The 13,359-nt window shown below is 64.1% G+C and carries 14 protein-coding genes and 3 pseudogenes; 5 read left to right on the forward strand and 12 right to left on the reverse strand.

The features are described from left to right. The 6 genes and pseudogenes from GEV06_26015 to GEV06_26040 all read right to left on the reverse strand — a co-directional run bounded on the left by GEV06_26015 (position 1) and on the right by GEV06_26040 (position 3,818). On the reverse strand, positions 1–303 hold the full coding sequence (locus tag GEV06_26015; GenBank protein ID MPZ21325.1) for a hypothetical protein: 303 nt from the start codon (positions 301–303) through the stop codon (positions 1–3). Positions 304–428: 125 nt separating this feature from the next. Further along, on the reverse strand, positions 429–716 hold the full coding sequence (locus tag GEV06_26020) for a hypothetical protein (GenBank protein MPZ21326.1): 288 nt from the start codon (positions 714–716) through the stop codon (positions 429–431). Positions 717–814: 98 nt separating this feature from the next. Beyond that, the gene (locus GEV06_26025; protein ID MPZ21327.1) at positions 815–1,066 is read right to left on the reverse strand and encodes a hypothetical protein; all 252 of its coding nucleotides are present in this window, start codon (positions 1,064–1,066) and stop codon (positions 815–817) included. Positions 1,067–1,218: 152 nt separating this feature from the next. Further along, the gene (locus GEV06_26030) at positions 1,219–2,334 is read right to left on the reverse strand and encodes a hypothetical protein (protein MPZ21328.1); all 1,116 of its coding nucleotides are present in this window, start codon (positions 2,332–2,334) and stop codon (positions 1,219–1,221) included. 13 nt (positions 2,335–2,347) lie between these two features. Further along, positions 2,348–3,538 carry a DUF87 domain-containing protein gene (locus GEV06_26035; GenBank protein MPZ21329.1) on the reverse strand — a complete coding sequence of 397 codons (1,191 nt, stop codon included), beginning with the start codon at positions 3,536–3,538 and terminating at the stop codon, positions 2,348–2,350. A gap of 70 nt (positions 3,539–3,608) precedes the next feature. Further along, a pseudogene (locus GEV06_26040) lies at positions 3,609–3,818 on the reverse strand (hypothetical protein). 47 nt (positions 3,819–3,865) lie between these two features. Between GEV06_26040 and GEV06_26045 the strand changes: the two are divergent. Continuing rightward, positions 3,866–4,054 (forward strand): hypothetical protein, encoded by a 189-nt coding sequence (locus GEV06_26045; GenBank protein ID MPZ21330.1) that lies wholly within the window; start codon positions 3,866–3,868, stop codon positions 4,052–4,054. 123 nt (positions 4,055–4,177) lie between these two features. Further along, entirely contained in the window at positions 4,178–5,005 is an 828-nt protein-coding gene (locus GEV06_26050) for a sigma-70 family RNA polymerase sigma factor (GenBank protein MPZ21331.1), read from the forward strand. Here GEV06_26050 and GEV06_26055 read toward each other — a convergent pair. Further along, a complete protein-coding gene (locus GEV06_26055) occupies positions 5,002–5,220 on the reverse strand; it encodes a type II toxin-antitoxin system HicB family antitoxin (GenBank protein MPZ21332.1) in 219 nt (72 codons plus the stop codon). The genes GEV06_26050 and GEV06_26055 overlap by 4 nt on opposite strands. Positions 5,221–5,252: 32 nt before the next feature. Beyond that, positions 5,253–5,474, reverse strand: coding sequence for an addiction module toxin, HicA family (locus GEV06_26060; GenBank protein ID MPZ21333.1), 222 nt, complete (start codon positions 5,472–5,474; stop codon positions 5,253–5,255). Between the two features lie 765 nt (positions 5,475–6,239). Between GEV06_26060 and GEV06_26065 the strand changes: the two are divergent. Beyond that, a pseudogene (locus GEV06_26065) lies at positions 6,240–6,764 on the forward strand (slipin family protein). A 411-nt stretch (positions 6,765–7,175) separates the two neighbouring features. Here the strand turns inward: GEV06_26065 and GEV06_26070 are convergent. Further along, positions 7,176–9,350, reverse strand: coding sequence for an amylo-alpha-1,6-glucosidase (locus GEV06_26070; GenBank protein ID MPZ21334.1), 2,175 nt, complete (start codon positions 9,348–9,350; stop codon positions 7,176–7,178). Between the two features lie 60 nt (positions 9,351–9,410). Next, a complete protein-coding gene (locus GEV06_26075; GenBank protein ID MPZ21335.1) occupies positions 9,411–10,541 on the reverse strand; it encodes a glycosyltransferase in 1,131 nt (376 codons plus the stop codon). A 665-nt stretch (positions 10,542–11,206) separates the two neighbouring features. Between GEV06_26075 and GEV06_26080 the strand changes: the two genes are divergently transcribed. Further along, positions 11,207–11,662 carry a hypothetical protein gene (locus GEV06_26080; GenBank protein ID MPZ21336.1) on the forward strand — a complete coding sequence of 152 codons (456 nt, stop codon included), beginning with the start codon at positions 11,207–11,209 and terminating at the stop codon, positions 11,660–11,662. Here the strand turns inward: GEV06_26080 and GEV06_26085 are convergent. Next, positions 11,615–11,956, reverse strand: a complete 342-nt coding sequence (locus GEV06_26085) for a DUF3800 domain-containing protein (protein MPZ21337.1) — start codon at positions 11,954–11,956, stop codon at positions 11,615–11,617. The genes GEV06_26080 and GEV06_26085 overlap by 48 nt on opposite strands. Positions 11,957–12,352: 396 nt before the next feature. Continuing rightward, positions 12,353–12,691 (reverse strand): annotated as a pseudogene (locus GEV06_26090) (PadR family transcriptional regulator). Positions 12,692–12,728: 37 nt separating this feature from the next. Here GEV06_26090 and GEV06_26095 point away from each other — a divergent pair. Then, on the forward strand, positions 12,729–13,359 hold a 631-nt coding region (locus GEV06_26095), incomplete at its 3' end, for an SDR family NAD(P)-dependent oxidoreductase (protein ID MPZ21338.1).

The following is a 13,359-nucleotide window of genomic DNA, read 5'->3' on the forward strand; positions in this document are numbered from 1 at the left end:
CTACTCGTCGGAGGCCTCCCCACGTTCGTGGGTGGTGTACGCCTCGAGGATGCGACCGCCGAGGTGCGTCTGCGCGGCGAGGTCGGCGATCGGACGCAGCAGCGCGTAGCTGCGGCGCTCGCCGCTCACGGTGTACTGGCGGGCTGGAAATGTCACGGCGCGGCCGTTGTTGCCACGCCGCTCCCAGATGGCAAAGCCAGTCAGCTTGAGCCCTGCAAGGTCACCGTGCTCGAAACGCAGCTCGGCATCGGCGAGCTTGCCCGGAGGGGTCTTGCGATCGTTCGGCAGAATCGTGATTGTCATCGTTGCTCTCCTGAGGAACGGCGAGCATCCGCGTGCGCGGACGACTCGCCGTGGGTTGACCGGGTTGTGGGCGGGTGTGCGAGAGCGGCGGAAGGGAACGAGCGCCAGTGAGCCTGTCTGGCTCGCTACGCACGCTCGAGGCGGTAGCGGTGCCAGCGCCAGCCTGTGGGAAGCAGTTGGAAGAGCAGACGCTCCCACCACGGACACGGCACCCAGCGGGTGCGCCAGCGCGTGGAACAGATCTCGCAGACGAACCCGACGTCCTTGGCAAGAGCCGGGCCGAGCGGGCCACCGCAGTCCCAACAAAAGGTCGGGGCCGCAGGTCGCGTTTGCCGGACGATCGCGACGGGCTCGAACACGTGTGTGCTTGGGAGCCCGTTCAGGGTCGGACGAACGGACGGAGAGACTGCCATTGGGTGTCCTTTCTTCGTGTCTGTGTGGAACACGAGGTCGCACGTGGGGACTGAGAACGCCCGATCACCGCGTATTCGGTGATGAGGGGGCTGTGGTGCTAATGGAGGTGTTCGCGACTGGCCACGGCGCGCGCAAGGCACGCACGCAGCTCCTCGTAGCGCGGCTGATCGAGATAGCCGACGTCTCGCAAGGCCTCCAACGCTTCCCGCGCCGGGCGCTCGGGTTGATACCTGAGCCAATGGGTCGTGGCGTCGAGGCCGCAGTCCACCAGCTTTTGGCGGAGGCGCAATGCGATCTCGAGGGTGAGCCGGTATGGCTGTGAACACGCCGGGGTGTCTTTGCGCGGCATGGCTGAAACCTCCTGTCGAATGGGCACTCGGAGAGAGGCGCGCCACAGTGCCGTGAGGCACCGTGGCGCACCTTGGGGAGCGGATCGAGGGAGAGCACGCGCATCAGAGCGCGCAAGACGTGTGGAGGAATTGGGTGGGACGCGTGCGCGCCCTAGGCGGCGGCACGCAGCAGGCCCGCTGCGAGTCGATCCAGCTCGTAGCGGGCGTCTTGGTGGGAAGCTTGTTGAGCGAGACGCGTCACGCCTTGCACGAGGCCCCAGACTGACCGTGGGTTGGTCTGGGTCTCGTGACGTTCGGCGAGCGTGTAGGCGTCAGCGGCCTGTCGCCGCGTGAACCACTGCTGCACGAGAGCGCTCACGACGGCGTCGCGGGTGCCGCCAATTTCCCGCCGGCTGGCACGGGAGAGCAGGAGCTGTTCTTGCGTGGCGTCGCTCTGCAGCGACCGGATGAGGGTCGGCAATACATCGGCCCACGATTCGGGACGCGTCCCGACGTGGCGGAGGCGGAGCCCGACCAGGTGTTGGAAACCGACGATGAGGCGATTTCCACAGACGTAGCGATGCAGGAACGCGTCAACGGTGAGGCTGGCGGCACCGACCTCGCTGTTGCGGAGCATGAATCCCCGCGCGAGGCCCTGACCTGACGGATCGCTGGGATCGTCGATGCGTCGGTCCTCGTCGACCAGGAACAGAAACATGTCCCGATCACCGAGGTATGCCCCCGATGGGATCTGACGCCCGTCTGGACCGTCTGCAGATGGGAGCCGCCAGGATGGAGAGCGATCGAGCCACTCGAGGACACGACCCGTGATGGTCATGTTGAGAAGTCGCGCGTAGCGGCTTGACGTGAGCGCACGAATTTCTGGCAGCAGATCATCCCTCGGGGAGCGTGCGAGGTACAGCACACTGGGATTGTCCGGGTCACGGTCACGTGCCCGGAGCGCAAGGGCGTGATTGAGCGCTTGCGCCGTGACGTGCGCCGGGAGGGTGCGCAGGTAGTGCGCCGGCGCGCTGACGGTGGCACAGAGCTGCCCGAAGGCCCAGTGGCTGAATGACGCTCGGTTCCCATCTGGGAGACCGAGTGTGAGGGTATGCGCGTTTTGAGGCACCACACTGGTGGGTGTGGTGGAAAGCTCGTAGGAGGCTGCGGCCATCCGGGTCGCAGCGGCGTGGAGCGCCGGCACACTGTCGTAGCATTCGTCCGGCGGCCGGGTGGCCCACTCGCGATGTGCGGAGTAGGCGGACACAAAACGGCCCATTTCGAGCATTGGGTGGTCCTCCTTAGGAGATGACCGCGACTGCGGTCAGGTGACGCCGACGCGTGGACGCCGGTGTTTGGGGCGAGGAACGTTCGCAGGCCTCGGTGATCAGGCCTACGGGCTGGGCGAGGTCGTCCGTGCTTTGGGTGCTCAGGATCACCGCTGCATTCTTCTTGCGCCAGGTTTTCAGCGCGGATCGGATGTACGCCTTGACATAGGGATCGCGGAGAAAGCGCCACGCTTCGTCGACGACGAACAGCGTGAATGTGGCCAGATCGGCGTCGGCGGTGATGGCACTACCGGCACGGTGAAGCACGTAATAGAGGAGGGCTTCGAGCACCTGGGGATATCGCTCGAGGCCTTCGAAGTCAAAGGCCTGCCACTGGCTGAACGTGAGGGTGTCCGTCGCGTTGTCGAAGAGATCCGCATAGAGGCCGGGATGAACCCAGCGTCGTAGCGGTTCCTCGAAACTGAGCGGCAGCATTCTGGCGAGCGTGCTCAGTCGACGCGCCGGCGGGTCGAATTCGTAGAGATTCTGGAGGCATTGCAGGAGCTCATTGTGCTCCCGGTCGGTCAGGTCCCGGGCGAGGAGCACACGGATGAAGTTGGCGAGGAAGTCGAGATTGTCCTTCGTCGGCGGCAGGGCAAAGGGATTGATCGTGCAGTCTTGACGATCGAGCGTGAGGTGGAAGTACGCGCCCCCGAAGCGCTCGGTGAGCGCGTGGTGCTCGCCGCCGATATCAAAGATGCACGTGACAGGGTCGTACTTCTGCCCGTGCGTCACGATGTACCGCGTGAGCGTGGTCTTCCCGGCTCCCGTGGTGCCGAGGACGAATGTGTGCCCGACGTCTCGGTAATGCGGGCTCCAGTAGTAGAGACTCTTGTGCTGAGTCTCGAACACCGTCAGGTATTCGCGCTGCAGGTGCGTATTGACCGGATCGCCGGTGTGGAGCGTGAAGATAAAGCTCAGATCGGCAAAGTTCGTCTCGAGGAGCCGTAGGCTCCGCAGTTGATACGGGTGACCACCCGGAAGGGTCGCCAACCAGGCGGTCAGCAAGTTATACGTTTCGTCGACCAGGGTGGCGTTCGCGAGGGCAAACGCTTTCATCGTCTTCGCCACCGTGCGATTGAGACGCGAGCGGTCGGTGTCGTGCACGATGACACTGAGGGCGAAATGACCGAACCGCTGATTGTCGACTTCCAGGCGGGTCATGGCCTCGCCGATGGCGTGGACGGTTGCCGTCGCGCTGTCGTCAAGCAGGACCTCGTGTTCCGCGGGAGCCTCACGCGTCAGATAGCTCGCCAGCGAGACCTTGGTGTTGTGAAAGTGGACCTGCGCCGGTCAAAGCCATCGGCCGAAAGCGCACGGCGCCGGCGTCGACGACGGCGTCCGCGAGCGGCATTTCGTCGCGCAGGCGCAGCTCGATGAAATCCACCAGGATGATCGAGTTCCGCACGACGATGCCGGCGCCTGCGATGAATCCAATCATGGACGGAACGTGCGTGGCCCTCGTTCGACTTCGCCGTCGACGTCTCTGAGGTGTATGAGCGGAAGCTCGCAGCCATCACCGCGTACAAATCGGTGTTCAGTGGCGATCAGGCGCGACTCGTCGAGCGGTACATGGCCGAAGATCAGTACATCGGTAGCCTTCGTGGCGTACGCTACGCGGAGCCGTTCAAGGCGCGAAGCCCCCTGCTCGTCGCCGATCCCACAGTGCCATTCGGCTGATTACGCTGAGGGCGGCCAAGGTCGCCTTGCTTGTGGTCCACGGTGCTGGTGCGCATGGGCTGACGTGCTTGCGAGCCAACGCGCGGCCCACGGATAATCAGCGATGTGGCTGACTCAAGCGAACTGCGCAGGGATGAGGATCTCCTCGCGGCGGCGCAGCAGGGTGACCCTGACGCTCTCGAAGCCCTCATTCTGCGCTATCAGCCGCGCGTGTACCGCTTCGGGGTAAAGATGTGCCGTGATGTGGAGGATGCCGCCGACGTGGTGCAGGAGACGCTGCTGGCCATGGCGCGGTCCGTCCGCGGGTTCCGCGGCGATGCCTCGGTTTCGACCTGGCTCTACACGATCGCTCGCAGCTTCTGCGTCAAGAAGCGACGCCGAAGTAAGTTCGCGCCGGCTCAGGAAGAATCGTTGGAAGCGTTGGGCAACGAGCGGCTCGAAGATGTCTCCGACCCGGCACGCGGTCCCGAGCAGGAGGCAGCAGGGCGAGAGATTGAAAGAGCTCTGACAACCGCTGTCGAGTCACTCGACGCGGCGCAGCGCGAAGTGCTCGTACTACGTGACGTCGAAGGCCTTTCCGCACCTGAAGTGGCGAAGGTGTTGGGGCTAAGCGTGCAGGCCGTCAAGAGCCGCTTACACCGGGCCCGCCTTGCGGTGCGGCAGCGAGTCGCACCTCTTCTGAGCATCCCAGCCGTGGCAGCATCCCAGACGGCTCGATGTCCGGACGTGCTGATGCTTTTCTCGCGTCACCTCGAAGGCGAGATCGCGCCGGACGTGTGTGCCGAGATGGAGGCGCATCTCGAGCGCTGTGGTCATTGCCGCGGTGCCTGCGAGTCGTTGAGGCCCATGCTCGCGCTCTGTCGCGCGATCCCCGCGCCAGAGATTCCGGCGTCGGTCCGAGAATCCATCCGAGATGCCATCCGCCTCTTGCTCCAGCAGCAAATGACCTAGGCGATCGCAATCTCCCAGCGGCGAAGGTCGGGCGCATCGATGTTCCGGCCCTTCGGCACCGGCTTGCCGAGCTTCTCCTGGGCAGCGATGTATGTTTCGATCGCACCCCGGACGTCCTGTTCGAGCTCATCGAGCGTATCCCCCGCCGCAAAGCAACCTGGGAGGTCGACGACTTCAGCCCAGTAACCACCGGCTTCGTGGTCTTCGTGAACCATGACCGTGTAGGCTCGCACAGCAATTACCTCGCCTATAAGTATCGCAGAAATTGATCCAACGTGAGACCCACAGCCTTGATGACGCTGCTGAGAAGGCCGGGTTTCACCTTGCGGGGGATGATGACGGTATGTCTGTTCGGCATCTCAACCGCGCGGTGACTACCCTTGCCGACGTCCTTGACTTCTACACCACCGGCCTTGACGAGTGCGCTCACGACCTGACTCTGCGTGACATCTCGCGGCAGCTTGGGCATCTTTCCTGACTGCTTGGACCAGAGCTCGCCCTATCCTACCTTGACGTGAGCGCAGTTTCAGCGCCACGCCGTCCGCAGCTCGCTTTCTAAGCTTGGCACGACCAGATGCGGCCGCGTGTGACCCCGAAGATTGACGCGTGGATTGTCTCCGGCAACGCGGCTCACGAAAGGTCGGATAGAACCGCATGTGTCGCACACGTGCGTCTGCACCGGGGTAGTGAACGATCTGACCGACCGGTCACGGTGATGCGCCCGTGGTCTGCGTTCACCTCGATGACATGGGGATGCGACACCAAGTGTCCAATCCGGGATCGCACACGCGCCACCAAGACATCGTCGTCCGGCGGGGCAGTGGGCCCGAACAGCCGGCGCGTACCCGCGAGGAGGCGTGCGTGTGATTGCTCACATGGGTTCGCGTGCGTGTCAACTCGGCCTTGGTCATCTTGAGAGCGTGTCGCGTCTTGTCCCGGATGTGCGCGCGGCGTCGTCTGCCGCTTTGCGGATCGCCGAGGAACATCAGGGCCGCTCCTATGCCGAGCACCCAGATGGTTCGCCATGACGTCACGAAGAGCGGTTGCATGTCGAGCCTCCCCACGGCCGCGGATCTCACGGACCAAGACCGAGCCAGCGTAGATCCATGTAGCAAGAAGGTTGCCGTCTGAGCGGCGGGATAGCGGCTAGCGGCACAGAAGATGCAGACAACCGCCGCAGGGATCTTGGCGATCCTCCAGTCGAATCATTGGTTCCCCGGAGGCTCACATCATGATCGTTTCCCCGCTCCTTGTGGTGCTGGCGGTCGTTATTCTCTACCTGCTCAACTCGCTCAGGATCCTGAACGAGTACGAGCGAGGCGTCATCTTTCGATTGGGGAAGCTGCTGCCACAGCCCAAAGGCCCCGGGCTCATCTTCGTCTTCCGGCCCATCGACCGGATGGTACGCGTCAGCTTGCGCACGATCGTGCTGGACGTCCCGCCGCAGGACCTCATCACGCGCGACAACGTCTCGGTGAAGGTCAACGCGGTCATCTACTTCCGCGTGATGAACCCGCAGAAGGCGATCGTCGAGGTCGAGAACTACAACTATGCTACGTCCCAGCTCGCGCAAACGACGTTGCGGAGTATCCTCGGACAGGCGGAGCTCGACGACCTGCTCGCGGAGCGCGAGCGGTTGAACATGCGGCTCCAACAAATCCTGGACAGTCAAACCGATCCGTGGGGCATCAAGGTCTCATCGGTCGAGGTGAAGCACGGGGATCTGCCGGCGGACATGCAGCGGGCGATGGCGCGGCAACCATCACAGGATCTCCGCATGTGGCAAGCCATCAGTCGGACGCCGCCGTTCGCGACGAGGATCGAACCGCAGCTGACGGCGAACGCGCTCGACGTGCTGCGCGGGCGGTACCTGCAGAAGGACGAGCACGGCCGGATCAAAGAGACGCCGGCGGAGATGTTGTGGCGCGGGGAAGGCCCTAGCGGGCCGAGCGGCACATCCACGACCTGCTCGATGGTGTCGTCGCGGCTCTTGACGTCAGTCACGACCTACCTCAGGAAAATCACGAGGAGGATCACCAGCCCCGCCAGCACCGCGAACAAGAGCAGCCACACGCGGGGCGTCAGCGTCTTCAAGCGAGTGACAGTCTTCATGATCGACCCTCCCTTCACGTTCAGTCCAGATGCAAGCGCGATGCCTGGCACACGTTGTTCATTTCACGACGACCACCTCCACATCGCCTGCACGGCGTTGTACTTCCACGCCAACGTCGTCCGGGTGTCGCTGCAAGCGGAGATCGACCTCGGCGTCGCCGACCTGCAGGTTCGTAATTCGGATCTCCTCCAGGAACGGCGGGAGCTTGGGGTCGCGGAACTGCACCACGCGCCGTGGCGCGGAGATCTCGAGGCCGAGGACGGCCTGCAGCAACAGGAACACCGCGCCGGCGGCCCACGACTGCGGCGCGCACGCCACCGGATAGAACGTCGGGCTCTCGGCCGGCCGCCGCGGGAAGCCGCAGAACAGCTCCGGCAACCGATGCGCGTCGACGAAGAGGCTGGCATCGAAGAGGCCGGCCAGAATCCGGAGCGCCTCCGCCTTCAGACCATAGCGCGCGAAGCCAAACGCGATGATGGCGTTGTCATGTGGCCAGACCGACCCGTTGTGATAGGACATCGGGTTGTAGCGTACCTGCCCGGTGGCCAGCGTTCGGATCCCCCATCCGGAGAACATCGAGTCGTCGAGCAACGTCTCAGCCAGGCGCCTGGCGCGCTCGGCGCCCACCAGCCCCGTCAGAAGACAGTGGCCGGCATTCGAGGTACGCAGCCGGCACGGCCGCTTGTGCCCGTCCAGCGCGAGCGCGTAGGTGCCGAGCTTCTCCAGCCAGAAGGTCGCGTCGAACTTCTCTTTGAGGGCGCTCGCCTGCTTGGCGAGTGCGGCGGCACGGCTCGTGTCGCCCAGCATCTCCGCGAGCTCCGACGCGCCACGCCAGGCACCGTAGGCGTACGCCTGCACCTCGCACAACGCAATGGGGGGCTTCGCGAGTCTGCCGTCGCGGTGGAAGATGGCGTCGTGCGAGTCCTTCCAGCCCTGGTGAATCAATCCGTGCGCGGACGTCCGCTGGTACTCCAGGAACAGGTCCCTGTCCGAATCGCCGAACCGCTCCATCCACTCCAGCGCGCGCAGGACGGCTGGCCAGATCTGTTCGATGAAGGGACGGTCCGCCGTGCGCCGATAGTACTCGGCGGCCAGCAGCACGAAGAGCGGTGTGGCGTCATGACTGCCGTAGTAGCGCCCAAAGGGGATCTCACCGAGCGCCGCCATCTCCCCCTGGCGCGTTTCATGGAGGATCTTGCCTGGCTCAGCATCTCGTTCGGGCAGGACGTCGGTGGCCTGCGTATCAGCGAGATAGGCCAGCACCCCGCGGGCCCACGTTGGGTTCAGCCACAGGCACTCGAGCGCCGTAATGAGACCGTCGCGGCCGAATGCCGTGCTGAACCAGGGGACGCCCGCATACGGGTACGGTCCTGCGGAGGTCTCGGTCAGCATCATCGACAGGTCCGCCACGCTTTGATTCACCCAGTCGTTGAATTGCTCGTTCGAGGTGCTCACGTGGCTGAAGCCCGCCCGATAGGCGCTGAGCGTGGCAGACGTGCGCTCCAACGCCATGTCGACGAGGAGGAGCGCACCCCTGCTGCTGGCGCTCGTCTCACAGGCAATGGTCAGGTCGTAGTGCGTCTCCTCGTTCGGCTTCAGCGCCACGTCCAGGCGGACCTCGTTCGCCTCGATGGCCGCGGGCGCCGGTGTCACGCTAATGCGCGTGATCCTGACGACCTCGTCCAACCCCTCGTAACTGAGGAGGAGCGTGGAGTCTTCCACGACCGGAGGCCGGAGCTCGCCCCGTCGCTCGCGTGACGTCCCGCGAACCTCGAAGATATCCGCAAAGTCCGCGTCGAAGTGCAGCGCCAGCGAGGCGCTGACGGGCTGCAGGCCGTAGTTGCGAATGATCAGGCGCTCGTAGCAGACGCCATCCCACAGCAACTTCGTTCGCGACAGGTGCAATGTGCCGTGTGGGATGAGGAGATGATGACCGGACACGACGTCGGGGTTGGTCAGATCGACGGCGATGAGGGTGTTGTCCTGCTTGACGGCAGAGCTCAACAGTAAGGGCCGCTCGCGTCCCAGTCGGAGGAGCAGGCCCGAGAGGAAGCGCGTCCCCTGATGATAGAGTCCCTCCTCGCCCTGCCCCACCGGTTTGATGTCCCCGAAGTCGTCGAACACGGCGAACGTGTCTCCGTGCTTGAGGATGGTGTGGTGGTAGTCGGCGAACGGTGAGCTGGCAAGAATATAGAACTCGTTGTCGACTTCGACGATGTCGGTGACGGGCAGAGGATGGCGCGCCGTCTTCTCGTGCGGTGCACTCACGGATTGTCCTCGGGCCCGTTTGGTCTAGGCCGCGAAACCCTCATCTCTCGACACGTCTGGACCCGCCGAAGAGCTCACGGCCTCCCGAGCATGCCGAAGGCCAATGGCGCCGGTGAGCAGAGCACCCGGTGCCGAGGCAAGCACCTGCTCGTAGATCGTCACGTAGTCGCGCGCCATCCGCGCCGCGGTGTAGCGTTCCTCGAAGACACGGCGGCACCCGGCGCGACTCAGCGCGCCGACACGCCGAGTCGCGCACACCGCCTCGTCCAGGGTGCCGACGATGAAGCCGGTGACGCCATCCACCATCACCTCTGGGACCGAGCCGTTGCGCCACGCGATGATCGGTGTACCACACGCCATCGCTTCAATCATGACCAGGCCGAACGGCTCACACCAATCGATCGGGAATAGTAGCGCGACGGCGTTCCCGAGCAGCTCTCGTTTGGCGCCCTCGCCGATCTCGCCGAGGTACTCGACATGGGGCAGTACGAAAAGGGGCTCGATCTCGCGCGCGAAGTACTCGCGGTCCACCTTGTCGACCTTCGCCGCAATCTTGAGGGGGAGCCCAGCACGACGGGCAATCTCGACGGCGCGGTCGACGCGCTTCTCGGGTGAGATCCGTCCCAGGAACGCCAGGTAGTTGCCGGGCCGATCCCAGAACGGATGGCGATCCTCCGGCAACCCGTGGTGCACGGTCCCAAGCCAGTGTGCGCCCGGCAGTGGTGCGCGCTGCGCGGCGGAGATCGAGATGACACCCGCGTCGGTGAACTCTCGGAACAGGGGCTGAAGGTCGGGAAGATCAAGGCGACCGTGTAGCGTGGTCACGCTCGGCACCGCCGAGCGCCGGGCGAGTGAGAAGTGCAGATAGTCGGCGTGCAGATGGATGATGTCGAATTCCGCCGCCCGCTGGAACAGGCGCTCCATCATGACCACGTGGTGCACGACCGGGTCAACGCACGACTGCGCCGAGCGGAGCGCTTGCGGACAGACGGGCACGAGCCGCGCCGTCGTCACTGAGTCACCGCTGGCGAAGAGCGTCACCTCATGGCCTTGCCGCACCAACTCCTCGGTGAGGTAGGAGACGACACGCTCCGTCCCGCCGTACAACCTCGGAGGGACACTCTCGTAGAGTGGAGAAACCTGGGCAATCCTCAAGGCACCTCCTCGTACACCTCGCCCTGCAGATCCAATGAGCAAAAGGGCTGCCACGTGAATATTAAGCGTTATATGACGTTCAGTCGCGGAAAATCGCACGCACAGGACTCCCTACCAGCGGGAATGACGGGATTCCGGAGCTCGGACTGCCGCCAATCCGGCAGCCCAACGTCCGGGCGGCGTTGCCAACGATTTCCACGGCTTTTGCAGCGACAACACAACGAGCCCAGTGCAGAGACTTGGCACGCGTTTGGATTGTCTTGACGGAGTCTTGAAGGACCTTCTCGCGTTCTTCGATCGCTACATCAGGGGTGCCGGTCGGGTCGGATCAAACAGACGTCGCGCCTGCAAGATTGGTCTGGGTGAGATTAGAAGCGACGGGAACAGTCTTGGCGGGCGGAACCGCGCCACTCGTCCTTGGTGGTACGATGTTCATCGTCATTCGTTGAATCGGGGCACGTCCCCGGGCACGCACATGCCGCTTGGGTCTGCGGATACGCGACGCGCTCAAGGCATCTGGTGCCTCTCGAGCCGTCCCCTCATCACGCTCCCGACCCGTCGAGCCGACGTGACGCCAGCGGAGGCCGTGCCCCGACGCTGATTCATTAAGCAAACGGCATGCCGATGAAGACCGTCGCGCAACCTGACAGGTCGACCGTCGCTACGTGGTTGTGCAGTCGGAGTTCTATCTGAAGCCCGGCGGCGGCAACCTGCCCGTGCTCGATTTCGACGGCGCGCTCGCGAAACAGCCGTCGCACGTGGCGTTCAACGGACACACACAGGCGCTCACGCAGTCGCCGCTCGTGGCGAACGCCGGCGAGCGCGTGCGCCTTTATTTTCATAACGTCGGACCATCAGATGGCTCGAGCTTCCACGTGGTCGGAGCGATCTTCGACCGTGTGTTCTACGAGGGCAACCCGCGCAACGACTGGACCGGCCTGCAGACCGTGCCCCTGGGTGCCAGCAACGGCGCCGTGGTCGAGCTCGTCGCACCGGAAGAAGGCACGTATATCCTCGTGGACCACGAGTTTGCCGACGCGCAGCGGGGCGCAGTCGGGTACCTCCAGGTGCGCTCACCTTCGGGGCAGACGACGCAGCGCTTGCCGACCATGCAGCACTGAGCGCACCCGAACGGTGTTCAGGTCCTGGGGAGCCGCCACATGAACGCTGGCCGCACCCGTACGGCGAGCAGCATCGGGGCGATCTCGGGAGCTATGCCGTTCGAGCTCCCGCAGGGGTAGGGATTGCCCTTCGACGGACCCTCTCACGGCGCCGGCTACGAGGTCGGCCAATTGAACGAGTCGGCTCTTGCTGCTGTCGGAGAACCTCACAGATCCGAGTCTCGAAACAGGAAGACCTCTGCGGTCCCCTGCGCTCGGTTGCGCTGAATCCGGGCGCCAGATGGTATACAGCAGCCAGCCGGTCCGGCTCGTCGAAAGGAAGCGGCTTCAACAACACACCGTAAACCACACTGAAGATGGCCGTCGTAGCGCCGATCCCCAGCGCCAATGTCAGCACAGCGGTCGCCGTGAAGCCTGGAGTACGCAGAAGAGAGCGTGCGGCATTTCGGGTATCCCGCGCTGCTCGTTGGAGCGAAAGCAGACTACGAGAGTCACGATGCTCTTCCCGGATCCGTTCGATGCCCTCAAAGCACAACCGAGCCTGCCGCGCCGCCTTCGAACGTGATAGTCCCGCTGAAATCGCGTCCCGTTCAGCCAATTCCAGGTGTGCCGCGAGCTCGTTCTCGAACTCCTGCTCGTACCGACCCTTTCGGGTCAGCGCCAGTAATCGCATCACGAAAAGGCGGAGCTTCACGACTTTGCCTCCAGGAACCTCGTGATGAGGGCATTCGCACGTTCCCAGTTTGCAACCTCGAGCGTCAGTTGTCGGGAGCCAGCGCGTGTGAGCGAGTAGAACTTCACCTTCCGCTTCGTCTCAGAGATACCCCATTCCGCGCGAATCCATCCCTACTGCTCGAGCCGGATCAGAGCCGGATAAATCGACCCTTGGCTCAGCCGAGGTAGATCGGCTGCCACCTGCTCAATTCGCCGAGCTAACCCATAGCCGTGCAGCGGTCCCATTGTGTGGAGCGTCTGCAGCATGAGAATGACAAGCGTTCCGTACGGGACTTCTCCCTTGCTCGTAGACATGTCTTAATTCGACACATAGTGGACGCGAACGGTCGCAATGTCAAACTCGCTGCCGTTACACTTGAGGTTGTCTCAGTTCGGCGGCTTCCGAGGAGGCAGCGTGTCAACGATGGTGATGACCGGCGGCACTTCAGGATTCGGAGCGATTGCCGCTGAGCGGCTAACGCTGTCGGGCAACGCTCGGCTGATCCTGGGTGCGCGCCGACCGACATCGGTCGGCGCGTCGATCCCGCTCGACTTGACGGAGCTCGACTCGGTGCGTGCCTTTGCGACGTCGGTCCGCGAACGGCTGGGCGACACTCCCGTCGACCGATTGGTGCTCAACGCCGGCGTGGTCCTTCCCGACGTCGCCGGTCGAACCGTCGACGGCTTCGAGACGACGTTCGCCGTCAATCACCTTGCGCACTACCTGTTGTTGCGCCTGCTGCTGCCCGCCCTGGCAGACCGGGCGATCGTCGTGCTGACCACGAGCGGCACACACGATCCCGCCAACCACGCCGGGTTGGCGCCGCCGCGTCACGCCGACGCGGAGCTGCTGGCGCACCCGCCAGAGCGCCTCATCTGGAATGGAGAGGATGGCCTCCCATACCTGCGGGTCCTCGTGCGCCTCAGGCCATCCAGGACCGAGATAGGTGTCGAAGAGACGCACGAGGCCGACCGCCAGCCAG

Source organism: Luteitalea sp., from assembly GCA_009377605.1.
Taxonomy (GTDB): domain Bacteria; phylum Acidobacteriota; class Vicinamibacteria; order Vicinamibacterales; family Vicinamibacteraceae; genus WHTT01.

Bases quoted from the DNA above. Each gene is read 5' to 3' on its own strand.
- GEV06_26055 (MPZ21332.1), bottom strand. From the start codon at position 5,220: ATGGTTCACGAAGACCACGAAGCCGGTGGTTACTGGGCTGAAGTCGTC.
- GEV06_26030 (MPZ21328.1), bottom strand. From the start codon at position 2,334: ATGCTCGAAATGGGCCGTTTTGTGTCCGCCTACTCCGCACATCGCGAG.
- GEV06_26020 (MPZ21326.1), bottom strand. From the start codon at position 716: ATGGCAGTCTCTCCGTCCGTTCGTCCGACCCTGAACGGGCTCCCAAGC.
- GEV06_26035 (MPZ21329.1), bottom strand. From the start codon at position 3,538: ATGACCCGCCTGGAAGTCGACAATCAGCGGTTCGGTCATTTCGCCCTC.
- GEV06_26015 (MPZ21325.1), bottom strand. From the start codon at position 303: ATGACAATCACGATTCTGCCGAACGATCGCAAGACCCCTCCGGGCAAG.
- GEV06_26060 (MPZ21333.1), bottom strand. From the start codon at position 5,474: ATGCCCAAGCTGCCGCGAGATGTCACGCAGAGTCAGGTCGTGAGCGCA.
- GEV06_26025 (MPZ21327.1), bottom strand. From the start codon at position 1,066: ATGCCGCGCAAAGACACCCCGGCGTGTTCACAGCCATACCGGCTCACC.